Raw genomic sequence first — 26,123 nt, 5'->3', positions numbered from 1 at the left:
CCGGCTTACGGATCAGACCGACCTTGAAAGCCACCGGGACAACCTCTGACCTGTCAAATAGTTGATATATGGACATGATTTCTGCTAGCCGTCCATCCGGGCCGGCTTGGGAAATAGTAGCAATTGGTTCCGCCGAAGCGGATTGGTATCAAGGGCCTTGGGCGGGCGAAGCACGAAGGCTGCTGCAGAAATGCACGCCGCGCGTCTGAAAGATCGGTCGAATCTGATGGGTCCAGCGCAGCAATGACGGGCATCGATTTCGAGCAGATCGTGGACCGCATCCACGAGGCAGCGACCGTTCCGGAGCTCTGGCCTGATGTCCTGGAGAACATCGCTCATGCCGCGGGCGCGCATGGCATGGTCATGATCACCTCGGACTCCGATCAGTGGTCCGGTGTCTGGAATGGTGTCGTGACGTCGCCGTCGATCCGCGAGGCTTTCTCGGCGTTCCTGCGTGGCGACCTCTCCAGCCGGACGGAGACGACCCCGCGACTCCTGGCGCTTGATCACCCCGGCTTCGTCGGCGAGCACGAGGCATTTTCGCCGGAGGAATGGGAGCGCGATCCATATCGGGTGGAATGGAACAAGAAGTGGGGCTTCGAACACGCCTGCGCGACGGCGGTCCGCAGCCCGTCCGGTGAGATCATCGTCTTCCACATGGAAAGACTGGCCGGCCGCCCCGCCTTTTCGCGGCAGGATCTCGATTTTCTCGACCGCTTTCGCCCCCATCTCGCGCGGGCGGCTTTGCTGTCGACACGCTGGCGCCTCACCCGGATGCGGGCGGCAACCGAGGCGCTGTCGCTGGTCGGCTTGCCGGCCCTCGCGATCACGCGCTCCGGGCGGGTTCTGACCGCCAACGCCTTGATCGAAGCCATGACCGACCTTCTGCAATGGTTGCCGAAGGACCGGATCGCGATCAAGGACCGCGCCGCCGACACCCTGCTGCGCGCCGGCCTCGCCCAACTCGATGCGCCGGACAAGGCCGTGTGCTCCTTCGCCGCGCGTCGCGCCAGCGATCTCGATCGGGTGGTGCTTCATCTGGTTTCGATGCCGGGCGAGGCCCGCGATCTCTTCGATGGAGCGGTTGGCCTCCTCATCGCGACGCCGGTCACCGCCTCACAGGCCCCGAGCCTCGCCCTCATTCGCGGCCTGTTCGACCTCACCCCGAGCGAGGCGCGCGTTGCGCGCGGAATCGCGCAAGGACAGACGATCGGCGACATCGCCGCGCATCACGGGCTCAGCCGCGAAACCATCCGCACGCAGGTCAAGGCCGTCCTCGCCAAGACGGGAACGCGAAACCAGAAGAGCGCAGCTGCCCTCTTCGGCGCGATCCCCAAATTACCGCTGAGAGATTGACGCCGGACTTGTCCGGTGGCGTGCGTCGGCAGGGACAAGCTTCGCTTCACCCAAATGGGTGAAGACACAGGCCGGCGCTCCGGGTTCAACTCCGCCCAAATTGGATGTCTGGCGAGAAGCGGCGGCGATGGCGGGACCGGAATTTCCGATTTTCGAAGTGACCCTGGCGCAGCGCAGGCGCAGGACATGGAGCTGGAGCGTCTGCACCATTCAAGGCGCGGTGGTGATGCAGGGCCGGGAAGCCAGTCGACCCGCAGCAAAGTACCAGGCCGAGAGAGCGCTGTTCATGCTGCTGCTCACCGCGCCCTATCGTTCCCGACTTTCCGCATAGCAAGGAGCTCCTCGAGCGCTGCAGGGTTGCCAGTGTGCGGGACAGCAAGCTAAGCGTCGGTCGGCGAGCGACCATGCGTCAGCCAATGGTCGATCTGCCAGGTCTCGTAACCGAGCAATTCGCCGAAGCACCGTTCTCGATCATCGGACCAGGCTCCGGGCTCGTTCAGCAGCGCAAGCATGGCGTCAATCCGCCACTTGTGACCGGGCAATGTGTAGAACAGCATCCGATATTCGAGCTGCGGCGCCCCAGGACATGGCTCGATCAGCTCGCGCTTCGTCAGGCGGCCTTCAGCGACATGCCGGTCGAACATGCGCCACTACCGAATACAGATGTCCGGCTCCTGGCCGACGATATCCATGAAATATGCGAGGGGCTTGGTGCCCCGGAGCATCAGGCCGAGCTCTCTGTTGGTGTGAACCAGATAGGGCACTTGACGACGCCGTTTGGAATGCATGTCGAGCATGATGGCGACGCAACGTTAATTTCCGCTGAGGGACCCCGCGCGAACGTCCTGAGCGAAAGGCAACGACGGCTTCCGGCTCAATCCGGACAATTGCAACGAATTTCACGGTGTGCCCTCGTGACGGTGGGCGTCATGATGGCCAAGGCGTCCAGCAAAGAAACGGCTAACCACGTTGCAACGACCGCACGCGCGAGAGCATGGAGGAGAAATCAACTCATGATAGTATCGGCCTTGTCAGCCGACCAAAGGGAACTGCCGTGACTGAAATGACCAAGCTTCGATCTCGACTTCTGTTGATTGCCTTGTGGGTCAGTCTCGTCGGAGCTCTCGTCGTTTTCTTTGCGTTCGCCAACACACCAGGCGGAAGCGGTGGTTCATCCTGGGTCTTTAATCTGATCGTGTCTTGGTTGCCGTTCCTGGTGCTGGTGGGCGCCTGGCTATGGTACTCGCGCACGATCCGGCGCTCATCATCCGGGGCGAGCTGGGTCGATCTATACGAGCAGCAGGTCGCGGAAAACAGGCGAACCAATGCATTGCTGGAGAGGATCGCGACCGCTCTGGAAAAGCCGTCTCCTGGTTAGCGCGAACACCGGGCATGGCGGGGACGAAGTCATGCGCTCGGGCATTGCCGCCGACATCCTGCTAGTTGTTCTGGCACTCGCAGCCGCCGTCGTCAGCCGGCCAGCGGCTGCCGACGATCGACAAGTCTGTTTGGAACGGACGAAGGAAGCCTCTGCCGAGATCATCGCTGCCTGCACACGCGCGATCCAGAGCGGAGACTACAACGGCGAAGACCTGTCAAGTTTGTATCATGCGCGTGGCTGTTCCTGGCCATGGACAAGCTTCGCCGATCGCGATGACCGCGCCCTGGAAGATTTCACCGCGGCGATCCGGGTAAACCCGAAAGCTGGCGGCTCACTGCTCAACCGGTCGCACATCTACAACCAACGGCACGACCACGACCGGGCAATAGCGGACGTCGACCAGGCATTCGAAGCCGGCCTGTCAGACCATGGAAAGCGGGTCGGATACGGCGAGCGCGGCTACGCCTATCAAAGGAAAGGGGACAACGACCGCGCCATTGCCGACTATACCGCCACCATCCAGCTGAATGCGAACAATAGCTTCGCTCTCATGGCCCGGGGCAACGCCTATTTTGCCAAAGGCGATTTTGACCGTGCCATTGCCGACTACAACCGGGTGATCGCAGTTGATCCCGAATATGCCCACGACTATGCCGCCTACGGCAGCCGCGCGATTGCGTACCTGCGCAAGGGCGACCTCCGCCAGGCCTTCGCGGACGTCGACCGGAAGCAGGCGCTATCCTGGCTCGCTGCCGGCGTCTTTCTGGCAGCGCTGATCTGGCTTTGTTGCCGAGGGGGCGCACGGTCGTTCGGATGGCGGTCTGGACGAACGATCATCGAGATGTGCGAACAGCAGCTGGTCGACTTGCGGCACACAAACGCCGCCCTGGAGAAAATCGCGGCGGCTGTCGAGAAGCGATCGTCGGGTTAGCTCGGGTTCGTCGGACGTTCGGCCGCGCCGACGTTGCTAACTTCCGGAATGGCCGTCAGAGCCGCCGGACCAACCATCATTCTGGCCGGGTCCAAAGTTCGTATTGTTTCGATCCGGCGGGACCCTCATGCCCTGGTAAAAGGCGTAGCCAATGACTCCCAGCAAGGCGACCAGGCAGATAGGTGCAAGAAGCCAGTCTGGCATGTTCTCATCCTCGGATCGGCCCTACGTGCCGCAACCGCATCGGATGATAGGCCAAATGCTTCAACTAAAGTTGGATGGACACAGACATCGCGGACTTGGAGCCCCTAGTTCAGGCCGCGCGGACCCGTCAGCAGGCGCAGCACAATTCCGAATAATTCGCTCTGCGAGGAGATGCCGAGCCGCTCATAGGCGCGCTTGCGGTAGGTCAGGATCGAATGCAGGCTGATGCCGAGCGCCTGCGAAATCGCCTCCGAGCTGAAGCCTCCGAGGATATGGCGGCAGACCTCCTGCTCGCGCAGGGTGAGCGCGGAGAGCGGCTTGCGCGTCGCGAACAGGGACGCAAGATCGGACGTCGGCTTCTCCTGGAAATGGCGGGCGACGCTGGCTGCGATCGCCGGTGCGATCGCCCCGAGCCGCTCGCGCTGGGCGGCGCTGAAGCGGCCCTGCGCGGCGATCCGATAGAAGTTGACGTAGAAGCAGGTGTCACCGGTCCAGATCGCGGTCGCACATTTGTCGACGATGCCGGAATCCTGGAAGAAGATCTTGCGGTAGCGCGCGCCGTACATGCGCGGCGCGAAGCGAGGCAGCATGATCGGCGCGCCGCCCTCGCCTTCGAACAGCGCATCGCGGTTGGGATCCGTTTCGTGGAACTGGCCGGCATAGGCGGCGCCGAGATCGGCGCCGATCGGGATGTTGCCGGCATCGAGCAGGCAGCTTGCCGCGCCTGCCCGGCTCAGCGCGAACACCATGCAATGGCCGACATCGGCCTGCCGGCGCAGCGTGTCGATGAGCACATCGGGAAAATCGGAGCGGCCGATGGCGAGCACCGCGGGCGTGACATCGCCGGCCGACGGATGAAAGGTTGTCCCGTTGGGGTCGCACCGTATTCCTCCGCAAGACGCTCTTTTGCGAGAGGATAGCAGCAACGGAATCTTACCGGAAGCGCTCACGAGCACCGCCGCCCAGGGCCGCTCGGCTGTTGCAGACACCATTGGCGGGTCTCACGCTGCGCCTCCCCCTTCGAGACGGCATCGTCGCGATTTTCTCAGATGAGGCTGATCCGATGGCCCCACCGAGTCACTTCACCCTGTGCCTGAAAGCAATCTCGCGCAGATGACTGAAAAGCTTTGAGAGCCGCTTCAAGCGCTCACTGACCAGCGCGCAAAGAAGCATCAGCCACGTTGCGAGCGCGACACACCACAACAGAAATTCCAATGCTGCGGGCATGAGGGCACCTTTCGAAACGAGTTGCGAAACAAAGGCGGGGCACTGATGCTCGTTGAAAAACGCGAGCACTGCGTCTGCGTTATCAGCCTTTATGGCCTCTCGCGCTGCCGCGATCATGATCGCCTCCGCTGCCGACCGCATTCGAAGGCTATTACGACCTCCTGAATTGCACTAGAATTAATGCTGAAAGTCACAATTCCATTTCGGGGAATGATCCGATGGACAGGCTCGATGAACTTGCGACATTCGTCGCGATAGTTGAGGTTGGAAGTCTGGTAGGCGCAGCAAAGCGATTGAAGCGTTCGCCTCCCGCGGTCACTCGCGCGCTTGCGGCCCTCGAGGAAAGGGTCGGAAGACGATTGGTGGAGCGAACAACCCGCCGCCTTGCACCGACGGATGCCGGACGCCACTTTGCTGAGCGCGCCCGCGAGCTGGTCAACGGCTACTCGACCGTCATGAGCAGGCTTGTCGAGACGGAGGGGGCTCCGCTGCACGGTATCCTGCGAATAGCCGCTCCCACCATCTTCGGACGCCGTCATGTCGCTCCGATCGTATCGAGCTTCCTTGACGCTCATCCGGCGATCCGTATCGAGCTCGTCATGGGCGAAAGATCGCTCGACCTGATCAGTGACGGCATCGATGTTGCGGTCAGGATAGGTCAGCCGCGCGACTCGCGCCTCGTCGTCAGATCAGTGGGGTCGGTCCGTCGCGTCCTGGTGGCCAGCCCTTCCTACTTGCGCAGGCAACCTGAGCCTCGACATCCGCGAGACATACCGAAGCACGATGTCGTGTTCTTTTCCGGATTTGCGGGGCCGACCGAACTGCGTTTTCAAAATCGAGGTCGCTTGCACACGGTTCGCGTGATGCCGCGCCTCATGACGACAGATCTCGACACGGTCATTGCCGCCGTGACATCGGGCCAAGGCATCGCTCGACTTTTATCCTATCAGGTCGAAGCCGAGATTTCGTCAGGCAAGCTCGTGCGTCTTCTTCCGGCCTATGAGCCGCCGGCCGTACCGGTTCAAGTCGTGATTCCCGGTTCCCGGCGCACCGCACCGGCTGTGAGGGCATTCGCGGATCACGCCGCTGCGTCGCTCCGTACCCTTTCGATCATCCGCCATTGACTTCAAGGGAGCTGCGCGGGGCGGGGTGTCCGGTTCTCTGCCTGCAGCCAAACCCATCAGTTCCCCCGCGAGGAACGATTGCAGCCCCGCTTTATTGGTCCGTATCTTCAAGGCTTGATCAGGGCGTTGCCCAGGCCGCTCATCGAAGGATCAGTCGATGCGCATCCTTCTCGTCGGGGCTACAGGACTCATCGGATCGGCGATCCACGCCAGGCTGTCCGCCGAAGGACATGACTGCATCTTGGTGTCGCGTCATCCCGCGGCGGCGCACGATCCTCGCCACGTCGCGCTCGACGTCGCCCGGACCACCGATGTGTCGAAATGGAAGGGCCTTCTCGCCGGCGTCGATGCCGTGATCAATGCAGCGGGTGCGCTGCAGGGACAGGACATGCAAGGCGTTCATGTCGCCGGCAGCGCGGCACTCTATGCGGCCTGCGAGACCGCCGGGGTCCGCAGGGTCATCCTGTTCTCGGCAATCGGCAGCAATGTCGATGCGCTCAGCGATTTTTCCCGCACCAAGCGCGAGGGCGAAGCCGCCTTGATGGCGCGGGAGCTCGATTGGGTGGTGCTGCGGCCTTCTGTCGTGGTCGGCCGGCCCGCCTATGGTGGCAGCGCGCTGCTGCGCGGGCTGGCGGCGCTGCCGGTTCTGCCGGTCATGCCGGACACGGCGGCGATTCAACCGGTGCATCTCGACGACGTCGTTGAGACCGTGCTGTTCTTCCTGCAGCCCGGCGCGCCTTCACGGGTCGCGGTCGATCTGGCCGGCCCGCGGCGGATCGCCTTCAGCGATGCGGTCGCGCTGTTTCGCGCCTGGCTGCGCTGGCGCCCGGCCTATCGCCTGCAGCTGCCGCGCTGGGCGGCTTCAATTGCCTATCGTGCGGGCGACGTTGCGCAGATGCTGGGATGGCCAACGCCCATCAACACGACGGCACAGGCGGAAATGCGCCGCGGTGCGACCGGCGATCCCGAGCCCTGGCGTCGATTGACCGGCACTCCACCGCGCGATCTCGAAGTCGCGCTCGCACGCGAGCCTGCGTCGGTGCAGGAACGCTGGTTTGCACAGCTGTATGCGCTCAAGCCGCTGATCTTTGGCGTCTTCGGCGCGTTCTGGATCGCCACCGGCATCATCTCGCTGAGCGCGGGCTGGAATATCGGCATGTCGTTGCTGCTTGAAGGCGGGCTGCAAGGGAACGTCGCGGCGCTCGTCGTCACCGCGGGCGCGCTCGCCGACATCGTCATCGGCATCGCCATTCTCTGGCGGCCTCTGAGCCGCTACGGACTCTGGGCCGCACTGATCATCTCGCTCACCTATGCCGTGATCGGCACCGTCCTGGTGCCGCGACTGTGGGCCGATCCGCTGGGACCGATGCTGAAGATCTGGCCGGTGATCATGCTCAATCTGGTCGCCATGGCCATCCGCGAGGATCGCTGATGATCTATTTCCTCGTGAAGATGGCGCACATCATCGGCGCTGCCGTGCTGCTCGGCACCGGGGCCGGCATCGCCTTCTTCATGCTGGTGGCACATCTGCGCGGCGACCCGCGCGAGATCGCGGGAGTCGCGCGGACGGTGGTGCTGGCCGACTTCCTGTTCACGGCGAGTGCCGTGATCCTGCAGCCGATCACCGGGACATGGCTCGCCTGGTCGAGCGGGTATTCCCTCGGCGACGGCTGGGTGGCGGCGTCGATTGCACTGTATCTCGTGATCGGCGCCTTCTGGCTGCCGGTGGTGTGGATGCAGATGCAGATGCGCGATCTCGCCGTCGCAGCGGTCGCGAGCAACGGCAAGCTGCCCGCCCGCTATCACCGTCTCTTCTGGTGGTGGTTCGCCTTCGGCTTTCCGGCTTTCGCGGCGGTGCTGATGATCTTCTGGCTGATGATCGCCCGTCCGGCCATTCCATACTGGGATTAGGTTCGCCTTCAGGACAACCCACCTGCCTGATCACCCAACCAGAGCGAGGCGCGTGGCCAGCGCACCCCGCTCTCCGTCGCCTCACTACGGAGCCTTCACCTCGGCGCGGGCAGCTGCCGCGGCGTCCATCCCGGCCTGCTTGACTCGGTCCACAATCTCGGCGCCGGTATCGCTGATTTCCGAGACAACCGTGTCCGAGGCTTCACGCAGGGCCTGCGAGACCGCACCGGCGCGCCGGTTCAGGTCAGCCTTCACGTCGTCGCTGACGTCTCCGATGTACTGGTTCTCGATCTCGGAGGCGCGGAACGCGCCCGCCACGGCCGCACCAATTGCGATGCCCACGACCCCCAGCACGAGCGGTTGCCGCTCCAGCATGTCCGCCAGTGACGACTTCGCACTCGTCATGGTGTCCTTGGTCGGAAGCGCACTGCTCAGCTTGCTGAATTGCTCCTGCGCGAAGGCGACGCCCTCGTCGAAACGATCCCGGACGCCCTCGGCGGCCTGCGAGACAGTATCGGAAGTGGCGGCGGTCGCGCCACGCAGGGTCTCCCCGAACCCTTGCGAGCCGTCGTTGTCCATTTCGGGGGCGGTCGGCGGCGCCACGGTCCGCTTGATCGCAGATGCTGCCGAGCTGAAGCCGCGCGTCCCGATATCGGCAACAGGTTCGACGGCCTCGGCAGCGGAACGCGCCACAGTCTTCAGCCTCTGGTCGCCGGCCAATAGCCAAAGCGCGCCGCCTCCGATGAGGGCCGCGGCAAGCGGATTGTCCCTGGCTGCCGTTACCAGATTGTCGATAAAGCCGGTTTTCGTGCTGCTCATCGCACCATTCCCTTCACGGTGTCCTTGTCTTTTTCCAGCTGGCCGATCGTTTCGCGGGGAGCCAGCTGACGCATATCAAGCCGGTTCATGCCCATGGCGACCAGCGCGGCGGCGATGGCCGCAGCGATGACTGCCGATGTCAGATATGACAGCGGCTGCGACCATCCTGCGGAGATCAATGCGGCGGATAGAGCGAATAAGGCCATGACGATGGCCGGGATCACCAGAACGGCGCCGCCTACGATCAAGCCGACGGCGCCGCCGATCTTCTGGAGCTTCTCGCCAAGTTCTGCCTTTGCCAGGTCGATCTCGTTCTGGAACAGCTTGGCGAACTGCGACATGGCTTCGCCGAGCAGCGTCGAGATTTCCCTGAACTCGCTTTTGCTGGTTTTGATATCGCGCTCGATGCTCATGGTAACGTGCTGCCCTGGAAGGATGAGGATTGTTGCGTATGGGGGTTACGGGTCCCGGACTCCTGATTCCAGTTTTGCTCTCCCGCCGAAAACGGGGTCCCACCCGACGTTTGCCCGCTCCCCGACCTGCTGCCGGGGGTGTTGCGCTGCCCTTGGGATGACGACTGTCCGCCCGATGCCTTCAGGAAGCGAACGGCCGCGAAGCCAGCCAGCACCGATATGCCAAGAAAGGCGGCCGGCTGACGTTTGGCGAAATCGGTCGCGCCTGCGACAAGATCTCGGAAACTTCCGTCCCGGATCTTCCGAGCGGCATCCTCGACATAGTCCGCCGCCGAACCGATGCCGCGTGCGGCGAACGGTACGTCGCTCTCGAAAGCCCGGCCGGCCTCGCGGATGTTGTCCGCGAGGCGCTCGACGAAATCGGCGCCCGATCGCTGCTGTTCGCGCGCCTGGCTCTGGATCTGGTCCATGGTTCCGTCCGCGACGCCCTTTGCTGCATCCGCGGCCTCGCCGAACTTGTCTCGCGCGACGTCGGCCGATGCCCGGAACGCATCGCCGGCGCGCTGCTTCATCTCCGCTCCGGCATCGCCGATCTGCTCTTTCATGTCCTTCGCGGTGCCCTTGTCCTGGTTCTTTGCGAACTGCTTCACGTTGTGCGGGTCCAAATCGCTCATGATGGTTTCCTTCAGGTGTTGGTTTGAGAGGGGCTAAAGGCAGCTTTGACCACGTCGTCCGCAGCCTCCTTCAGAGTGTCCGCCATGTTCTGCGTCATGCGGCTGGCATGGGTGCCGAGATCAGCATCGGCCACCCTTTGCGCCGCAGCATCGGCCGCCGACGTGGTGGCGTCTCTTGCGGCCTCGAACCCGGATTGCGCCGCGGCGGCAGCAGCCTGCTTCACCCCGTCGCTCGTCCGGCCCATAACCTTAGCTTCGACCTTGGTCTCGGGAAGAGCAGCCGCAATGATGGCGCCGATCGCGATGCCCAGGCCGCCGATGAGCGCAGCATTGTCGCCAATGGCCTGCCGGGCCTGGTCAGGCGCGCTCGCGGCGGCATCCCTGGTTGCATTCATGCCACTCTTGAGCTTTTCACTCGCAAAACTGGCAGCACGCACCGCGCTCTCCCGCAGATCCGAGGCAATGCCGGCGGCCTTCTCCTGCGCGTCATCAGCCATGCCAGCGGTTCGGCTTTGCGCGGAGGACAGCGTCTCCTTGGCATCACCCTGCATCGCCCGTGCGCCCTCGGCCACCTCCTCAAGCATGTGCCCGGCTTTGTCCAAGACCGGGCCGGTGACGTCTGCAGCACGATCGCGCACCGTCTTCGAGGTCAGGGCGAGTCCTGCGCCGATCATGAGAAGTGGCAACGGCGTACCTCGCACCAACCGAAGCAACGGAACGCCCACTGCGGCGCCCGCGGCCACTGCGCCCATCGGGTTGTCCATGATCTGTTGCTTGAGCCCTTCGACCCAGCTCTGGGTCTTGTGGCTGACGTATTCGGTGACTTCGGATTTGATGTGCTGCGGCGAGACTTTGTGGCGAATGTCCTCGGCGGTGTCCGATATCTGCTCCTTCAACCGTCCGACCGTCGCTGCCAGCTCGGCGCGGCTACGCTCGGACTCGCGTCTCAACTCCTCCACGGATCGTGCCATCGCGTTACCCTCTTGCTTTGTTTCTTGGATTTGAGGTCGAACTCACGCTGTGTTGAATCGTTCCTCGCGCCGCTTGGGCGCTTGCTGGGACGACGATATGCGTGAAGCAGCGCAAGGGAGAGCGACGTCGAGCGCCCAGCCATTACTGGACGCAGAGGGTTCGAAAGGTCTGCTCCGGGTCAAAACGCCGCACTCCTGCGCGGCTCACCGCACCGGCTTCAGCGCCAGGAAGCAGGACCTGTCGTTGGTTACACGCTACCCCGCCGCCGCCTTCGCGGGGGCCACGTTGATCGCCAGCTTGCCGTAGCGATCGGTGAAGGCCTCGGTATCGATCTCTTCCAGCTCGATCTCGCCGCTCATCACGCCCTGCTTCCAGGCCGCCTGCGCCGGATCGTTCTGGAACTCCGGCATCACCTCGCGGCCGAACAGCTCCAGCGACTCGCAGATATGCTCGTGGCTGTTCTTGCCGGCCTGGTTGAGCAGGATGACCTGGTCGATGTGCGAGGACTGGAAGCGCTTCAGCTTCCTTCGGATCGTGTCGGGTGAGCCGATCAGGCCGCCACGCAGCGCCGCCTCCTGGGCTTGCGGATTGTCGCGCTTCCACTTGTTGTACTCGTCCCACATGTTGACGGTGTAGGGCGCGGGGCGCTGGCGGTTCTGCGCGGCGCCGTAGAAGCGCAGCGCAAACTGGAAGAAGGTGGCGCCGTCGGCGCGGGCGCGCGCCTCTTCATCCGTCTTCGCGCACATGAAGAACGAGACCAGCGCCATGTTCGGATTGATCTCGTAGTCGGCGAGCTTGTGCAGCCGCTTGGTGATGGCGTTGTAATAGGCGTGCACCCAGGCATGCGCGGCATCGGCGCTGACGAACTGGAAGCCGAGCGCACCGAAGCCGTGGCGGCCGGCGCGCTCGATGGTCGGCAGCTGCGAGCAGGCCATCCACAGCGGCGGGTGCGGCTTCTGCACCGGCTTGGGCACGATGTTGCGCAAGGGGATGTCGAAATATTTGCCGTGATGCTCTGAGCCTGCGTCCTTGAACATCGGGAAGATGGCCGCGACCGCCTCCTCGAACACCTCCTTCTTGGTCTCCATGTCGCGGCCGAACGGCTCGAGCTCGGTGATCGAGGCGCTCTCGCCCATGCCGAACTCGCAGCGGCCGTTCGAAAGCAGATCCAGCACCGCGACGCGCTCGGCGACGCGCGCCGGATGGTTGGTGGTGAGCTGGAGGATGCCGTGGCCGAGCCGGATGTTCTTGGTGCGCTGGCTTGCGGCAGCCAGGAACGATTCCGGCGAGGGCGAGTGCGAATATTCCTCGAGGAAGTGATGCTCGACCACCCAGGCATGGTCGTAGCCGAGCCTGTCGGCGAGCTCCATCTGCGAGAGCGCATTCTGATAAAGGGCGAGCTCATCGCCGGCCACCCAGGGCCGCGGCAGCTGCAGCTCGTAGAAGATGCCGAACTTCATGGCGTCGCTCTCCCGCTTATTGTTGTTAACGGCATCTTAATGCGCGAGGCGACGCTGTCTACGGATGCGCAATTCCGCCACGTGGGAGACGATCCATCCTCCGGCGCAGCGAGAAGCAGCCAACCGACATTGATCCAAATCAACGCGTTGTCGGGTGGAACGTATCTAAAGTGCAGCAAGGCGACGGCCCGGATGCCGTCACGATTCCCCACAGCTTCAAGAGACCGAATATGTCGGCCCCTGACGACACGACGTCGCGCGTGCGCCGTAAGCGCATGGAGATTTTCGCCTTCCTGTTCCTGACCGCGATCGTGATGCCCGTCCTCGCGGTCGGGACGGTCGGCAGTTACGGGCTCGGCGTCTGGATCTACCAGATGTTCGCCGGCCCTCCCGGCCCGCCGCCCTCCCCGCATTGATCGGCAACCAGCGAAAGACAGGCATCATGGCTCACGCCACACTCAACCGCCGCGCCTTGATCACCGGCCGGGTGCTCAGCGCCGACCGCGTCATCGCACCGCCGGGCGCCGAGATCGCCAGCATCATCGTGCAGGCGCGGCCCGAGCGCCTTGCCGAACTCGAAGCCGAGATTGCCGCGCTGCCCGGCTGCGAGATCCACGGCCGCGACGCGCGCGGAAAGCTCGTCGTCGTGGCTGAAGCGGCGGATGCCGGCAGCCTTGGCACCATGCTCAACACCATCCAGTCGCTGCCGAACGTCTATTCCGCAGCGCTCGTCTTCCACGCCATTGAAACCGCCTGAGTCAGGAAGAGCCATCATGACATCGCCGAAGCTCGACCGCCGCCAGATGCTCAAGCTCGAGGCCGCCGCGATCGCCGCGGCCGCCGCCGGCCTGCCGGCACCGGCGCTCGCCGCCAACCTCGCCGCCGAGCGGAAGGAGAGCGAATTGAAATGGGACAAGGCCGCCTGCCGCTTCTGCGGCACAGGCTGCTCGGTGATGGTCGCGACCAAGGACAACCGCGTCGTCGCCACCCATGGCGACATCAAGGCCGAGGTCAATCGCGGCCTCAACTGCGTCAAGGGCTACTTCCTCTCCAAGATCATGTACGGCCATGACCGGCTGACGCAGCCGATGCTGCGCAAGACGGGCGGCAAGTACGACAAGAACGGCGAGTTCACGCCCGTCGCCTGGACCGAAGCCTTCGACATCATGGAGCTGAAGTGGAAGGAAGCGATCAAGAAGCGCGGCCCCAACGGCGTCGCCATGTTCGGCTCCGGCCAGTGGACGATCTGGGAAGGCTATGCCGCCGTCAAGCTGTTCAAGGCCGGCTTCCGCACCAACAACATCGATCCCAATGCGCGGCACTGCATGGCCTCGGCGGTCGCCGGCATGATGCGCACCTTCGGCATCGACGAGCCGGCCGGCTGCTACGACGACATCGAGGCCACCGATGCCTTCGTGCTGTGGGGCTCCAACATGGCGGAGATGCATCCGATCCTGTGGACGCGCATCGCCGACCGCCGGCTGTCCGCACCGCATGTCCGCGTCGCCGTGCTCTCCACCTTCGAGCACCGCTCTTTCGACCTCGCCGACATCGGCATGGTGTTCAAGCCGCACACCGACCTGTACATCCTCAACGCCATCGCCAACCACATCATCAAGACCGGTCGCGTCAACAAGGACTTCGTTGCCGCACATACCGTGTTCAAGCGCGGCCAGACCGACATCGGCTACGGCCTGCGGCCCGAGCATCCGCTGCAGAAGAAGGCGACGGGCGCGGCGAAACCCAACGACGCCACCGACATGAGCTATGACGAATTCGCCAAGTTCGTGTCGGAGTACACGCTGGAAAAGGCCGCGCAGATGTCCGGCGTGCCGCTGAACCGGCTCGAGGCGCTGGCCGAGTTGTATGCCGACCCGAAGACAAAAGTGGTCTCGTTCTGGACCATGGGCTTCAACCAGCACACCCGCGGCGTCTGGTGCAACAACCTCGTCTACAACATCCACCTTTTGACCGGAAAGATCTCCGCGCCCGGCAACAGCCCGTTCTCGCTGACCGGCCAGCCCTCGGCCTGCGGCACCGCGCGCGAGGTCGGCACCTTCTCGCACCGTCTGCCCGCGGACATGGTGGTGACCAACAAGAAGCATCGCGACCACACGGAGCAGATCTGGCAGCTGCCCGAAGGCACCATTCCCGACAAGCCGGGCGCGCACGCCGTGCTGCAAAGCCGCATGCTGAAGGACGGCCTGATCAACGCCTATTGGGTGCAGGTCAACAACAACCTGCAGGCCGGTCCCAACGTCAACGAGGAGATCTATCCAGGCTTCCGCAACCCCGACAATTTCATCGTGGTCTCCGATGCCTATCCAACCGTGACGGCGCTCGCCGCCGATCTGATCCTGCCCACCGCGATGTGGGTGGAGAAGGAAGGCGCCTACGGCAATGCCGAGCGGCGCACCCAGTTCTGGCACCAGCTCGTCCCCGCGCCGGGCGATTCGAAGTCGGATCTCTGGCAACTCATGGAGTTCTCCAAGCGCTTTAGAATCGAGGAGGTCTGGCCCGCGGAGCTGATCGCCAAGAAGCCGGAATATCGCGGCAAGACCCTGTTCGACGTGCTCTACAAGAATGGCCAGGTCGACAAATTCCCGGTCACCGATATCGAGCCGGGCTATGCCAACGACGAATCCAAGGCGTTCGGCTTCTACGTCCACAAGGGCCTGTTCGAGGAATATGCCCAGTTCGGCCGCGGCCATGGCCACGACCTCGCGCCGTTCGACACCTATCACCGGGAGCGCGGCCTGCGCTGGCCCGTCGTCAACGGCCAGGAGACCAAGTGGCGCTTCCGCGAAGGCAGCGACCCCTACGTCAAGCAGGGCACCAACGTCCAGTTCTACGGCCATGCCGACGGCAAGGCCCGCATCTTCGCGCTGCCCTACGAGCCGCCGGCGGAATCGCCCGATAACGAATATCCCTACTGGCTCTCGACCGGCCGCGTGCTGGAGCACTGGCATTCCGGCACCATGACGCGCCGCGTCCCCGAACTGTTCAAGGCCTTTCCCGAAGCGGTTTGCTTCATGCATCCGGACGATGCGCAGGACATGAAGCTCCGGCGGGGCGACGAGGTGAAGGTGGTCTCCCGCCGCGGCTTCATCCGCGCCCGCGTCGAGACGCGCGGCCGCGACCGGCCGCCGCGCGGCCTCGTCTTCGTGCCGTGGTTCGACGAATCCAAGCTGATCAACAAGGTGACGCTCGACGCCACCGATCCGATCTCGCTGCAGACCGACTTCAAGAAATGCGCCGTGCGCATCGAGCGGGTGAACATGTCATGATGAAACGATCCGCAATCATCCTGCTCGCCTTCGCGATCGCAGCCGGCACAAGCTCGCTGACGGCGCAGACCGTGAGCTCCGGCCTGCGCGGCCCGACCCCGCTCAACGACGAGGGCCCGGCGCCGCCGATGCTGCCGAACCGCAACACCTCCGAGAAGGAGGTGCGCAACTATCCGGAGCAGCCGCCCGTCATCCCGCACAATATCGACGGCTATCAGGTCGACCTCAACGGCAACAAATGCCTGTCCTGCCATGCACGGGCGCGCACGGCGGAGTCGCAGGCGCCGATGGTGTCGATCACGCACTTCATGGATCGCGACGGCCAGTTCCTGGCCTCGGTCTCGCCGCGCCGCTTCTTCTGCACCGAATGCCACGTGCCGCAGAACACCGCCAATCCGCCGGTCAGCAACGATTTCACCGACATCGACACGCTGCTGTCGCGCGCAAGCCCGGGTGGTCGCAGATGACGACGACTGCCGACGATCCCAACGCGGAGCTGAATGCCAAGCGCGGCGTCATCGCGCGCAGCCGGGCGTTCCTGCTCGAGCTGTGGCAGGTGCTGACCCGGCCGAGCTCGGTGTTCGCGCTCGGCACCCTGGTGCTGGCCGGTTTCGTCGCCGGAGTGATCTTCTGGGGCGGCTTCAACACCGCGCTGGAGATCACCAACACCGAGAAGTTCTGCACCGGCTGCCACGAGATGAAGGACAATGTCTACGCCGAGCTGAAGTCGACCGTCCACTTCACCAACCGCTCCGGCGTGCGCGCGACCTGCCCGGACTGCCACGTGCCGCACAACTGGACCGACAAGATCGCGCGAAAGATGCAGGCCTCCAAGGAGGTCTGGGGCAAGATCTTCGGCACGATCGACACCCGCGAGAAATTCCAGGATCACCGGCTCGAGCTCGCCGCGCACGAATGGGCGCGCTTCAAGGCCAACGACTCGCTGGAATGCCGCAACTGCCACAGCGCCGATTCCATGGACATCACCAAGCAGTCGCCGCGGGCCTCGGTGGCGCACCAGCGCTTCCTGTTCACCAAGGAAAAGACCTGCATCGACTGCCACAAGGGCATCGCCCACCAGCTGCCCGACATGCGCGGCGTTCCCGGCTGGCAGTAGGGTTTGGCGACGCCTGAGCGAACGCCTCGTCCTTCGAGATGGCTGCTTCGCAGCCTCCTCAGGATGAGGCTCAACGGCATCTTGCCCGCCAAAAATGCCGCCGCGCACTCAGCCCTCATCCTGAGGGCCCGCCAAAGGCGGGCGTCTCGAAGGATGGCGGCCGGGAACGGACTTCAAATGCGACGGGCCCGCGCTTGAACCAGCGGGGCGAATGGTTAGTTTGGGGGAAGGCGAATCGCCTCATTCGCCGCTCCCTCAAGACAGACATGGCCACTTTCACCCCGCATCAGGATGCTGCGCTCAAGGCCGTCGGCGACTGGCTCAAGGCCAAGCCGGGACGGGGCGGCACGCCGCCGGTGTTCCGCCTGTTCGGCTTTGCCGGCACCGGCAAGACCACGCTGGCGCGGCACATTGCCGAGGGTGTCGACGGCGAGGTGAAGTTCGCCGCCTTCACCGGCAAGGCGGCCCTCGTCATGCGCAACAAGGGCTGCGACGGCGCCTCCACCATTCATTCGTTGATCTACCGCGCCCGCGAATCCGGTGAGGAGCAGCCGAGCTTCGAGCTGTGGGACGACGCGCCCGCCTCCAAGGCCAAGCTGATCGTGATCGACGAATGCTCGATGGTCGACGCCGAACTGGGGCGCGACCTGATGTCGTTCGACTGTCCCCTCCTCGTGCTGGGCGATCCCGCGCAGCTGCCGCCGATCCAGGGCGGCGGCTTCTTCACCAATTCCGAGCCGGACGCGATGCTGACCGAGGTGCATCGCCAGGCCCAGGACGATCCGATCGTGCGGATGTCGATGGACGTCCGCGAGGGACGCGAACTCGACATTGGCCGTTACGGCGAGAGCGAGGTCGTCTCGCGCAAGGAGCTCGATCCCGATCGCGTCATGGGCGCCGACCAGATCCTGGTCGGCCGCAACAACACGCGCCGCGCCTACAACATGCGGGTGCGCCAGCGCCAGAACATCGAGGACCAGTTCCCGGTCGCCGGCGACAAGCTGGTGTGCCTGCGCAACAACCGCAAGAAGGGCCTGTTCAATGGCGGCCTGTGGCGCGTCAAGTCGCGCAACACCTCGCGATCGAAATCGCGCATCCTCTCAATGCGGTTGTCGCCGGATGAGGATTTCGGTCACAAGGTGACCAAGGTCTCAGTGCGCGCCGATTGCTTCGAGGGCGGCGTCGAGCAGATCGCTTGGGAGCAGCGCAAGCCCTATGACGAGTTCGACTACGGCTACGTCCTGACCGTGCACAAATCGCAGGGCTCGCAATGGGACGACGTCGTGCTGTTCGACGAGAGCTTTGCGTTCCAGGATTCGCGGGCGCGGTGGCTCTATACCGGCATCACGCGTGCCGCGAAACGGCTGAGCGTAGTGGTATGAAGCTGCCGTAGCGCGGATGAGCGTAGCGATGTCCGCCGCTTGTAGCTGCGCTCATCCGGGCCACGGACCCGCACAATGAGCACCCACGACTAGGTGCGTTCACCGCCCGCTAGGCTTTGTGCTGTATCAGCTTGCGATCTGCCTCGGAGTGGAACGCATGACCTCGCGCGCGACAAAGCCTGACGACCTCGATCGCCGGCTCGATGATGTTGCAGTGAGCCGCCGGAGCTTCCTCAAGTCCGGAAGCGCGGCAGCGGGCCTTGCGCTCTCGACCACAATTCCGGAAACCGCTTTTGCATTGCCGGCGCAGGTACGACGCACGGATGCGGGCAAGCCTGTGCGCGTCTCCAAGGAACGGCTCAATACGCTGGCCGCAAAGTTCTATGCCGTCTTCAACGAAGGCAATATCCTGCCAGCTGCCTTTCCCGGAAGATATGCGGCACGAAACGACGTGGAGCTGCGGCGCATCGTCACCTTCACGCGCATCCCGGATACCGGAGAACGCGTCAAGGTCAGCGGCCTGCTTGCGGTTCCGGTCGGCGCGCGCGGCACCTTGCCGCTCCTGTCATGGCAGCACGGCACGATCCTCTCCTTCGATCAGGTCCCGTCGAACCTGCTGCGGCTGAAGGACGAAAATTACGAGCTGCGCGACAATGTCGATTCGATCGAGACCCTGTTCAATATCCAGCGCTTCGCCGGCAACGGCTATGCGGTCGTCGCGGCCGATTATGTCGGCAAGGGCCCTTATCGCAACGGTCGGAGCGAAGCCTATGCCGTGAAGGGCGCGACGGTGCAATGCTGCCTCGACATCCTGACGGCAGGGTTGCACGAATTGCGGACACTGAGCCTGCGCCAATCAAACCTGTTCCTGAACGGTTGGTCGCAAGGCGCCTTGAACACGCAGTGGCTGAAACAGGAGCTGCAGCGCCGCGGCATCAAGGTGCGGGCGACCGCCACACAGAGTCCGTTCAATGATCTCGCCGAGAGCTTTCACTATTGGACGAACCCCACGGCCTATATTCCGGCCTCGGAAACCTCCTACCCGATGCCGCCGGCCTGGATCACACCCTGCCTGATCGTCCTGCTCGGCAGCTATCGCCGCTACTACGGGCTGACCGACTTATTCAAGACGGCGGTCAAGCCCCAATATCAAGCCTTCGCGGAGAAATACTGGTCCGATTACAGCCTCGAGGGCGAGATCGCGAAGAGCATTCCGCCCGCCGGCGATTTCCTGGTCGAAGGCTTCTTCGATCGCTTCACCAACGAGACCAACAGCGCATTGCTGCGCCGCCTTGGTGGCAATGGTGCGACGTACTGGCAGTACGATTCCCCGATCAGATTTTACTACGGGCTGGCCGATGAGGCGCTGCATCCCCGGCTGGTGCGGCCCGCAATCGCCGCCGGCGGGCATTTCGCCGCGGGCGTCGCGGTCAATGGCGCAAGCCATCGCGGCACGTTCCTGTCGAGCCTCTATGGCGAAGCGGCCGTTCTGAACGGACACGCGACGGCGTTCGACTGGTTCAATTCGCTGGCGTGAGCGCGGCTATTTCCCCGCGACGAAGTAAAAATCCTCCCGCCCCGGCGGCGACCCATAGGTGAACGGCTGCTGCTCGTGCCTGGTCGCGGCCCAAACGTCGTCGCGGACGATGTCGAACAATTTTCGGATCTCGACCTTCGGCTGCTTGATCTCGCGGGCGAGCGCGGTGGCGAACGGGCTGTTGGGGCTACCATCGCCGTCCATCGCGGTCTGGCCGTGCTTGGCGGCGTAGACCACCATGAAGCGCGCACCGGGCTCGATGTTGGAAAAGCCCTTCTCGACCAGCTTCAGCGACAGCGTGCGCTGCATGGCGGGCGCGAACGGATTGTCGCGGCAGGCATCGAGGACCACGAGACGCACTTTTCGTGCCGCGCCGACCGCGGCGATCACCTGCTCGAGCGCGACGGCCTCGGTCTCGGCGTCCTTGTCGGCGGTGAGCCTGGCGTCGACCGGAACGAGATAGTTCACCCCGCCGATCTCGAAACCATGGCCCGCATAATACACCATGGCCCAATCGGCCTTTTCCGCTTCCTCGGCGAAGGCCTTCAGGGTCTGGAAGAACGCATCGCGGGTGAGGTCCCTGGTGTCCATCACGGTCTGGAAGCCGAGGTCGCGCAGCACGCTTGCGATCAGCTTCGAATCGCGCGGCGGATTGGGCAACGCATGGACGTTCTTGTAGGCGCCGTTGCCGACCACCAGCGCGACGCGACGGCCGGTCGTCGCGCTCGCCGCCTCCTTCGGCGTCAGGGCGGCGAGCCGCTCCTGCGCGATGGCGCGGGCGCGCGCAACCTCCGGCTCGTCGAACCTCGTCAGCGAATAGGCGGCGGCGCGATAATCGGCGCGGGCCTGCGCGAGATCCTTCCTGCGCTCGTAGATCTGGCCGCGGCCGGAATGGGCGCGGACATTGTTCGGATTGATCTGGATGACCGTGTTGTAATCCTTCAGCGCGGCGTCGAGATCGCCCTTCATCATGTTGACGTCGGCGCGGTTGTTGATCGCGAACGCGTTCCTGGGCTGCTTCTCGATCAGGCCATTGCAATCGGCCAGGGCGCGGTCGAACTTGCCCATCATGCCGTAGGTGACGCAGCGGTTGCCGGCGATCTGCGGCGCAGCCGCATCAATCTTCTCGGCCTCGGCGAAATCGGCGATGGCGCCTTCGAAATCCTTCATCAGCGTGCGCGCGCGGGCGCGATTGGTCCAGGCGAGCAGGAATTTCGGCGTGTACTTGATCGACAGGCTGAAATCGTCGATCGCGCTCTGCAACGCACCGCGGCGCGCGTGGATGACGCCGCGGTTGTTGTAGGGAACGCCATAGGCCGGGCGTTTCCGGAGCGCGAGGTTGTAGTCGGCCATCGCGAGATCCTCCTGCCCGCTCCGCTCATAGGCGAGGCCGCGCAGGTTGAGCGCGACGACGTTGTCGGGATCGAGGTCGATGGCGATGGACAGCGTCTCGATCGCGTGGACATGGTCGCGCTTGTTGAGCAGGACATTGCCGCGTGCAGACAGGGCGATCGCCTTGTCCTTGGCGGTGAGACGGTCGGTGCTCAGCAGGTTTTCGCAGGCGGCGGCGCGGGCCTGCAGCTCGGCCTGGCGGTCGCGGCACAAAGCGAGATCGTCGCCGGGTCGGGGCTCGGCCGCGGCAATGCAAGTGCCGGCGGCGAGGACGGCCAGGATCAGGACTACGACGCGCAGCATGTTGTCAGGCCAGCTCCAGCCACCATTTGGTCGATCACCGATCGCGCCGGTTCATCTAGCGCGGAGTTCCGCATGCCGCCAAGCCGGCCTGTCGCCGCGGCAACCGCGTCCTCACGGTCTCGTGTCCGCCCCGGCGTAACAATCTGCGGTACGGCCCGTATCTCGGATGATGCCAAAACGCGGCCGGGCAGGCTGTTCGCCCGGTCCCGACCGCCCTAGACTGTCAGCCCTTCCGAAAGAGGATGCCATGCGCCGAACCGCCCTCGCCACCCTGCTCGCCGCAACCACCGCCCTGACGCTGGCTTTCGTGATGCCGTCGCGGGCCGCGGAGGAGGCGGTCGTGATCCCAGCCCCTACATTGGACGCGGCGCCCGCGAGCGGCGTCCAGACCGCCGTGCTCGCCGGCGGCTGCTTCTGGGGCGTGCAAGGCGTCTTCCAGCACACCGCAGGCGTGGTCAACGCGGTCTCCGGCTATGCCGGCGGCACCAAGGCGACCGCCGACTACAAGACCGTGTCGAGCGGCCGCTCCGGCCATGCCGAGGTGGTCGAGATCAAGTACGACCCGAAGAAGATCTCCTACGGCAAGATCCTCCAGATCTACTTCTCGGTGGTGCACGACCCGACCCAGCTCAACCGCCAGGGTCCCGACGTCGGCCCGCAATATCGCTCGGCCATCTTCACCACGTCGGACGAGCAGAAGAAGGTCGCGGAGGCCTATATCGCCCAGCTCAACGGCGCCAAGGTGTTCAACAAGCCGATCGTGACCAAGATCGGCGCGCTGGAGGCGTTCTATCCGGCGGAGGCCTATCACCAGGATTATCTGACGCTGCACCCGAACCAGCCCTACATCGTCTATAACGACATCCCGAAGGTCGAGAACCTGAAAAAGCTGTTCGCGGATAACTACATCGAGAAGCCGACGCTGGTGAATGCCGGCAAGGCCAGCAACTGATCGCGAGATCCCCAAAGCAACGGGAGACCCATGCCCGACACCAAGACGAAAGCGACCGACGACAAGGTCATCAAGAGTGAAGAGCAGTGGCGGCGCGAGCTGACGCCGATGCAATACGCCGTGCTGCGCGAGAAGGCGACCGAGCGTCCCTTCTCGGGCGAATATGAGCACGACCACCGTACCGGCACCTATGTCTGTGCCGGCTGCGGCAATGTGCTGTTCGAGTCGGATGCCAAGTTCGATTCCGGCTGCGGCTGGCCGAGCTTCACCCAGCCCGCGGTCGAGAGCCACATCGACGAGGAGCAGGACACCAGCCACGGCATGATCCGCACCGAGGTGCTCTGCTCCAAATGCAGCGGCCATCTCGGCCACGTCTTCCCCGACGGCCCCGGGCCGACCGGCCTGCGCTACTGCATCAATTCCGCGGCCCTGAAGCTCGAGCCCAAATAACCCGAGCCCGCCGTCGGGTTCCCCCGTGGAACCCGGCGGCGCGATGTGCTTTTCTGCTCTGGCGGTGCGGCCGATCATCGCATTTCGGTGGCCGCCAGGGAGGATGCCATGGCGCTTGGGACCATCCTGATCATCCTGGTGATCATCTATCTCGTCGGCGGCCTGTCCGGCCGGTTCGGCGGCTACGGCTATGGCCTTGGCCATTCCGGCATCGGGATCGGCGGGGTCGTGCTGGTGATCCTGGTCGTGCTGCTGCTTCTTGGCAAAGTTTAAGCCATATAAGTCATTGAAACATTGATAAGTTTCGTCTCCGCGGGGCTGCCATGCGCTGATTCATCATCTCGCATCGCGGGGGTCGCATTTTTGTCAAATCGGCCTATATTAGAGGGCGACAACGACATGCGGCGGGCCCGCTCGATTGCGGCCCCTGCCCTCCCCAACCCCACGCGCTTAAAGCCCCAGAGAAGATCACGAGGTCTTTGACCATGCGTCCACTGCGTCCGTTCAACTTCAACACCTCCGCCGAACTCTTCCCCGCGGCCATCCGCAAGAAGAAGCGCGCGGGCTTCACCTATCGGCGGTTCGGCACTGCGGCCGAGGCCGTGCAGTTCGCGATGGAGCAGTTGCCGACGGACTCGCTGAACGGCGCCTATCTCCAGGTCGAGGAAGCGCGCTTCGACCAGAACGGCATCCGCTCGCTGTACGAGAGCGATGCCTTCCCGCTGCCCCGCCGGCCCAAGCCGGCCCCGGCCGCGGAGACCGACGCCGACGCGGCGTAAGCTTTCGCAACAAAGTTCGATGTGCGCAGAAGGCGCGATGGCCGAAAGGTCGTCGCGCCTTTTGTGTTTGGGGGCTTTCTCACCCGCTATCTCTCATCCGTCATTGCGAGCGCAGCGAAGCAATCCAGCGTCCCTCCGCGGATAGATTCTGGATTGCTTCGCTGCGCTCGCAATGACGACGCAGGGAGATCGAGCGCATTGTCGACCAATCGGACTCGCGGCGAGCGCTCTCAGCCAGGCTACATCCGCGGCTGCTTTTCCAGCCAGCGCTGGAGCAGGCGGACGTTGCGCGTGTTGGCGCGGAACATGACGTCGAAGGCGTCGCCCGCGAACGGGACGAGGCCGACCACGCCGTCAACCGCGACATTGCCGAGCATGCGCGCCGTGATGTGCCAGGGCGCGCCCAGCGCGCGGGCTTCGCGCACCAGCCACAGCGAGATCGCGGTGGTGATGACGTCGCCGACGACGGGAATCAATCCGATCAGCCCGTCGATGCCGTAGCGGATGTTGGTGCCGGGCAGGATGAAGGCGACGTCGAGCAGCTTGGCGATCGCCTCGAGCCGCGCGATCCGCTGCTCGCGCGTCAGATTGCCGAACGGGCTGCCTTGACCGAACTCGAAACGAAACTCGCGAAATCCCTGCTCCAGGCTTTCCGGCCTGATCTCGTGGCCGTCCTGGTCGATGATCGGGCCGCGCGCCTCGTCGCGCGAAAAGCGCGCATGCGAGCCGCTCCCGGAACGGGATTTGCGCGGAGCGAGGATGTCGTCGTCTTGCATGGCCATGGCCTTCAGTGAACGCGCCAGCGCGGCGGAGGTTGCGGCCGCGCCCGAACGCCGCGCGTCAGGTCGGCACCGGCGCGGCTTGCGGCTCCTCGACGTAGCGATGCACCAGCCAGGATGAAATCACCGCCGGCACGAAACCGACGAGCCCGTACAGGATGAACTGCACCGCGCCCGAATCCGGCCCGCGCGAGCTGTGGGTGAGCGAGGCCAGAGCGAAGGCGAACAGGCCGACCAGGAGCATCCGCAAGACCGGCCCAATCCGGCGGATGTGGATCAGGATGTCATCGACTGCGCCGATCATCAGCGCAGGCAAGAACCCGAACAGGTAGCTGTATTGGAGCGTCTTGAAGAACACCGCGAACAGCTTGCCAACCTCGCCGAGGTTGGTCTGGGCCCAATAGCCGGACTGGTAGGTCGTCGTCAGCAGCAGCAGGAACCCGCCGATGAATGGGACGACCAGCGCAAATACCAGATAGCGTTTCATCAAGCACCTCACACTCTGCAGGCGTTATAGCAGCGCAGCGGGAACCTTGAACAGCGGGCGCCGGGCTCCTTAAGGGGAACAAGTGGCAAGGCGATGAGTTCATGCTGGACCTGAATTGACCCCTGGCAGACTGGAGCCGCCGATGGCCCGCAAATTTCTCCTGGCGACGATCGCGCTGGCGGCCCTGAGCAGCCTGCCGACGGCACCCGCGCTGGCCCAAGGCCATATGGGCACGCCGCAGGAGCGGCAGGCTTGCACGCGAGACGCTCAGCGTTTCTGCCGCAAGGACCTTGGCAACGAGATGGCAGTGCAAGGCTGCCTGCAAGCCAACAGGGCCAAGCTGTCCAAGTCTTGCAGCAAGGTGTTTCAGAGCCACGGCATGTGAGGACGGACCCATAACCCGCGAACGGAGAGTGAAGCCATGTTGCACGACGAAGAGCTCTCGATCCTGCGGGACATCAGCCAGTCCGTTGCCTTTGCCGACGACCGGCATGGCAAGATGGGGCAATTGATCGCCGACGGCTACGTGATGAAGGACGGCGATCTGTTCGAGCTGACGCCCAAGGGCGTCACCGCTGTCGAGGAGCACGCCGCCGCTCTCGGCGCGAGCGATGAGGAACAAGCATCTCCGATCGGCTGATCTGATCGCGCGACGTGACTGGCGTGCAACAATTGCGAATTCCTTTGTGCCGGCCATTGCGGGCGCGTGACAATGGCGCATACTTCGCTCGGGCGGCGCAGCACTTTCGATTCGAGCATCAAGAAGTCGAGCGACCACACGCGGGATCGAAGCTCCCGAGGTGAAGGCTGCGACATGCGGCAGATCAAGCCGCGTGCGGCGCCCCAAAACCAAGCGGCTCAAGCCTTAAGGGAACTCGGGGATCCATTCCACATGACACGCCTTCAGACCATCGCTTCGCTCTTCGCAGTCGCCACCACCTTCGCTCTCCAGACCTCACCCAGTTTCGCCTTCACGCAAGAAGCCCAGCAGATGTGCTCGGGTGACGCCATGCGGCTGTGCTCCAGCGAGATTCCCGACATCCCGCGGATCACCGCCTGCATGGTGCGGAACAAGGCGCAGGTCAGCCCCGGCTGCCGCGCCGTGATGGACCGCCAGCACGCCGCCGCCGCGGCATCGCGCAAGCGGGAAGCCGCGGCGCAGTAGTCCTCTCGGACGTCATTCCGG

At 64.1% G+C, this 26,123-nt stretch carries 32 protein-coding genes; 22 read left to right on the top strand and 10 right to left on the bottom strand.

Translation table 11 applies throughout. From position 1 onward, the window contains the following. The first annotated feature begins 243 nt into the window (after positions 1–243). The 5 genes from I6F33_RS04615 (at position 244) to I6F33_RS04595 (ending at position 3,668) form a co-directional block, all read left to right on the top strand. On the top strand, positions 244–1,356 hold the full coding sequence (locus I6F33_RS04615; RefSeq protein WP_036022142.1) for a helix-turn-helix transcriptional regulator: 1,113 nt from the start codon (positions 244–246) through the stop codon (positions 1,354–1,356). A 127-nt stretch (positions 1,357–1,483) separates the two neighbouring features. Further along, a complete protein-coding gene (locus I6F33_RS04610; protein WP_050995847.1) occupies positions 1,484–1,687 on the top strand; it encodes a hypothetical protein in 204 nt (67 codons plus the stop codon). A 73-nt stretch (positions 1,688–1,760) separates the two neighbouring features. After that, positions 1,761–2,414 carry a hypothetical protein gene (locus I6F33_RS04605; RefSeq protein ID WP_225141254.1) on the top strand — a complete coding sequence of 218 codons (654 nt, stop codon included), beginning with the start codon at positions 1,761–1,763 and terminating at the stop codon, positions 2,412–2,414. Then, complete coding sequence (locus I6F33_RS04600; protein ID WP_225126228.1) at positions 2,411–2,734, top strand: hypothetical protein; 324 nt, start codon at positions 2,411–2,413, stop codon at positions 2,732–2,734. The genes I6F33_RS04605 and I6F33_RS04600 overlap by 4 nt, the downstream gene beginning before the upstream one ends. A gap of 31 nt (positions 2,735–2,765) precedes the next feature. Continuing rightward, entirely contained in the window at positions 2,766–3,668 is a 903-nt protein-coding gene (locus I6F33_RS04595; protein ID WP_074447710.1) for a tetratricopeptide repeat protein, read from the top strand. A 308-nt stretch (positions 3,669–3,976) separates the two neighbouring features. Here I6F33_RS04595 and I6F33_RS04590 read toward each other — a convergent pair whose 3' ends face one another. After that, complete coding sequence (locus tag I6F33_RS04590; RefSeq protein ID WP_225141253.1) at positions 3,977–4,699, bottom strand: helix-turn-helix transcriptional regulator; 723 nt, start codon at positions 4,697–4,699, stop codon at positions 3,977–3,979. A 250-nt stretch (positions 4,700–4,949) separates the two neighbouring features. After that, entirely contained in the window at positions 4,950–5,216 is a 267-nt protein-coding gene (locus I6F33_RS04585; RefSeq protein ID WP_141697582.1) for a hypothetical protein, read from the bottom strand. Between the two features lie 101 nt (positions 5,217–5,317). Here I6F33_RS04585 and I6F33_RS04580 point away from each other — a divergent pair, with 101 nt between their 5' ends. The 3 genes from I6F33_RS04580 to I6F33_RS04570 all read left to right on the top strand — a co-directional run bounded on the left by I6F33_RS04580 (position 5,318) and on the right by I6F33_RS04570 (position 8,134). Continuing rightward, positions 5,318–6,223, top strand: a complete 906-nt coding sequence (locus I6F33_RS04580; RefSeq protein WP_225141252.1) for a LysR family transcriptional regulator — start codon at positions 5,318–5,320, stop codon at positions 6,221–6,223. Positions 6,224–6,380: 157 nt separating this feature from the next. Then, positions 6,381–7,655 (top strand): SDR family oxidoreductase, encoded by a 1,275-nt coding sequence (locus tag I6F33_RS04575; RefSeq protein WP_036022129.1) that lies wholly within the window; start codon positions 6,381–6,383, stop codon positions 7,653–7,655. Further along, positions 7,655–8,134 carry a DUF2269 domain-containing protein gene (locus I6F33_RS04570; protein WP_036022126.1) on the top strand — a complete coding sequence of 160 codons (480 nt, stop codon included), beginning with the start codon at positions 7,655–7,657 and terminating at the stop codon, positions 8,132–8,134. The genes I6F33_RS04575 and I6F33_RS04570 overlap by 1 nt, the downstream gene beginning before the upstream one ends. A gap of 84 nt (positions 8,135–8,218) precedes the next feature. Here I6F33_RS04570 and I6F33_RS04565 read toward each other — a convergent pair whose 3' ends face one another. From I6F33_RS04565 to I6F33_RS04545, 5 genes are all read right to left on the bottom strand, one after another. After that, positions 8,219–8,953 (bottom strand): hypothetical protein, encoded by a 735-nt coding sequence (locus tag I6F33_RS04565; protein ID WP_225141251.1) that lies wholly within the window; start codon positions 8,951–8,953, stop codon positions 8,219–8,221. Further along, positions 8,950–9,366 carry a phage holin family protein gene (locus I6F33_RS04560; RefSeq protein ID WP_225141250.1) on the bottom strand — a complete coding sequence of 139 codons (417 nt, stop codon included), beginning with the start codon at positions 9,364–9,366 and terminating at the stop codon, positions 8,950–8,952. Before I6F33_RS04560 ends, I6F33_RS04565 begins: the two co-directional genes overlap by 4 nt. Next, positions 9,363–10,040, bottom strand: a complete 678-nt coding sequence (locus tag I6F33_RS04555; RefSeq protein WP_225137766.1) for a hypothetical protein — start codon at positions 10,038–10,040, stop codon at positions 9,363–9,365. Before I6F33_RS04555 ends, I6F33_RS04560 begins: the two co-directional genes overlap by 4 nt. An 11-nt stretch (positions 10,041–10,051) precedes the next feature. Next, positions 10,052–11,011 (bottom strand): DUF3618 domain-containing protein, encoded by a 960-nt coding sequence (locus I6F33_RS04550; protein WP_225141249.1) that lies wholly within the window; start codon positions 11,009–11,011, stop codon positions 10,052–10,054. Between the two features lie 255 nt (positions 11,012–11,266). Continuing rightward, entirely contained in the window at positions 11,267–12,472 is a 1,206-nt protein-coding gene (locus tag I6F33_RS04545; RefSeq protein WP_225141247.1) for an LLM class flavin-dependent oxidoreductase, read from the bottom strand. A 230-nt stretch (positions 12,473–12,702) separates the two neighbouring features. On the opposite strand from I6F33_RS04545, the gene napE reads away from it, so the two are divergent. From napE to I6F33_RS04510, 7 genes are all read left to right on the top strand, one after another. Beyond that, positions 12,703–12,888: a periplasmic nitrate reductase, NapE protein gene (napE, locus tag I6F33_RS04540; protein WP_018318384.1), complete on the top strand. Its 186-nt coding sequence runs from the start codon at positions 12,703–12,705 to the stop codon at positions 12,886–12,888. Between the two features lie 26 nt (positions 12,889–12,914). Continuing rightward, positions 12,915–13,229, top strand: a complete 315-nt coding sequence (locus tag I6F33_RS04535) for a chaperone NapD (protein WP_036022112.1) — start codon at positions 12,915–12,917, stop codon at positions 13,227–13,229. 16 nt (positions 13,230–13,245) lie between these two features. Further along, positions 13,246–15,759 carry a nitrate reductase catalytic subunit NapA gene (gene napA / locus I6F33_RS04530; protein WP_225141245.1) on the top strand — a complete coding sequence of 838 codons (2,514 nt, stop codon included), beginning with the start codon at positions 13,246–13,248 and terminating at the stop codon, positions 15,757–15,759. Then, complete coding sequence (locus I6F33_RS04525) at positions 15,756–16,226, top strand: nitrate reductase cytochrome c-type subunit (protein ID WP_036022095.1); 471 nt, start codon at positions 15,756–15,758, stop codon at positions 16,224–16,226. The genes napA and I6F33_RS04525 overlap by 4 nt, the downstream gene beginning before the upstream one ends. Further along, positions 16,223–16,876: a NapC/NirT family cytochrome c gene (locus I6F33_RS04520; RefSeq protein ID WP_035998932.1), complete on the top strand. Its 654-nt coding sequence runs from the start codon at positions 16,223–16,225 to the stop codon at positions 16,874–16,876. The genes I6F33_RS04525 and I6F33_RS04520 overlap by 4 nt, the downstream gene beginning before the upstream one ends. A gap of 266 nt (positions 16,877–17,142) precedes the next feature. Then, entirely contained in the window at positions 17,143–18,258 is a 1,116-nt protein-coding gene (locus I6F33_RS04515) for an ATP-dependent RecD-like DNA helicase (protein ID WP_035998929.1), read from the top strand. A gap of 157 nt (positions 18,259–18,415) precedes the next feature. Then, a complete protein-coding gene (locus tag I6F33_RS04510; RefSeq protein WP_225141243.1) occupies positions 18,416–19,795 on the top strand; it encodes a lipase family protein in 1,380 nt (459 codons plus the stop codon). A 6-nt stretch (positions 19,796–19,801) separates the two neighbouring features. Here I6F33_RS04510 and I6F33_RS04505 read toward each other — a convergent pair whose 3' ends face one another. After that, a complete protein-coding gene (locus I6F33_RS04505; RefSeq protein WP_225141241.1) occupies positions 19,802–21,490 on the bottom strand; it encodes a caspase family protein in 1,689 nt (562 codons plus the stop codon). A 247-nt stretch (positions 21,491–21,737) separates the two neighbouring features. On the opposite strand from I6F33_RS04505, the gene msrA reads away from it, so the two are divergent. The 4 genes from msrA (at position 21,738) to I6F33_RS04485 (ending at position 23,671) form a co-directional block, all read left to right on the top strand. Further along, positions 21,738–22,442 (top strand): peptide-methionine (S)-S-oxide reductase MsrA, encoded by a 705-nt coding sequence (gene msrA / locus I6F33_RS04500; RefSeq protein WP_225141239.1) that lies wholly within the window; start codon positions 21,738–21,740, stop codon positions 22,440–22,442. Between the two features lie 30 nt (positions 22,443–22,472). Further along, positions 22,473–22,892 (top strand): peptide-methionine (R)-S-oxide reductase MsrB, encoded by a 420-nt coding sequence (msrB, locus tag I6F33_RS04495; RefSeq protein WP_225141237.1) that lies wholly within the window; start codon positions 22,473–22,475, stop codon positions 22,890–22,892. Positions 22,893–23,000: 108 nt separating this feature from the next. Then, entirely contained in the window at positions 23,001–23,165 is a 165-nt protein-coding gene (locus tag I6F33_RS04490) for a DUF3309 family protein (protein WP_035998916.1), read from the top strand. Positions 23,166–23,377: 212 nt separating this feature from the next. Then, positions 23,378–23,671 carry a hypothetical protein gene (locus I6F33_RS04485; RefSeq protein WP_024337713.1) on the top strand — a complete coding sequence of 98 codons (294 nt, stop codon included), beginning with the start codon at positions 23,378–23,380 and terminating at the stop codon, positions 23,669–23,671. A 239-nt stretch (positions 23,672–23,910) separates the two neighbouring features. Here I6F33_RS04485 and I6F33_RS04480 read toward each other — a convergent pair whose 3' ends face one another. Beyond that, the gene (locus tag I6F33_RS04480; RefSeq protein WP_085972009.1) at positions 23,911–24,453 is read right to left on the bottom strand and encodes a DUF4112 domain-containing protein; all 543 of its coding nucleotides are present in this window, start codon (positions 24,451–24,453) and stop codon (positions 23,911–23,913) included. A gap of 58 nt (positions 24,454–24,511) precedes the next feature. Beyond that, positions 24,512–24,937 carry a DUF5413 family protein gene (locus I6F33_RS04475; protein ID WP_035998913.1) on the bottom strand — a complete coding sequence of 142 codons (426 nt, stop codon included), beginning with the start codon at positions 24,935–24,937 and terminating at the stop codon, positions 24,512–24,514. Between the two features lie 142 nt (positions 24,938–25,079). Between I6F33_RS04475 and I6F33_RS04470 the strand changes: the two genes are divergently transcribed. The 3 genes from I6F33_RS04470 (at position 25,080) to I6F33_RS04460 (ending at position 26,102) form a co-directional block, all read left to right on the top strand. Beyond that, complete coding sequence (locus tag I6F33_RS04470) at positions 25,080–25,322, top strand: hypothetical protein (RefSeq protein WP_225141235.1); 243 nt, start codon at positions 25,080–25,082, stop codon at positions 25,320–25,322. 36 nt (positions 25,323–25,358) lie between these two features. Next, entirely contained in the window at positions 25,359–25,577 is a 219-nt protein-coding gene (locus I6F33_RS04465; RefSeq protein WP_036022080.1) for a hypothetical protein, read from the top strand. Between the two features lie 252 nt (positions 25,578–25,829). Then, positions 25,830–26,102 (top strand): hypothetical protein, encoded by a 273-nt coding sequence (locus I6F33_RS04460; protein WP_036022099.1) that lies wholly within the window; start codon positions 25,830–25,832, stop codon positions 26,100–26,102. Positions 26,103–26,123: the final 21 nt, after the last annotated feature.

The organism is Bradyrhizobium sp. BRP20 (assembly GCF_020194215.1).
Classification (GTDB): Bacteria; Pseudomonadota; Alphaproteobacteria; order Rhizobiales; family Xanthobacteraceae; genus Bradyrhizobium; species Bradyrhizobium yuanmingense.
Note: the sequence above shows the minus strand (reverse complement) of the source record. Positions and strands in the feature narration are given on the sequence as shown.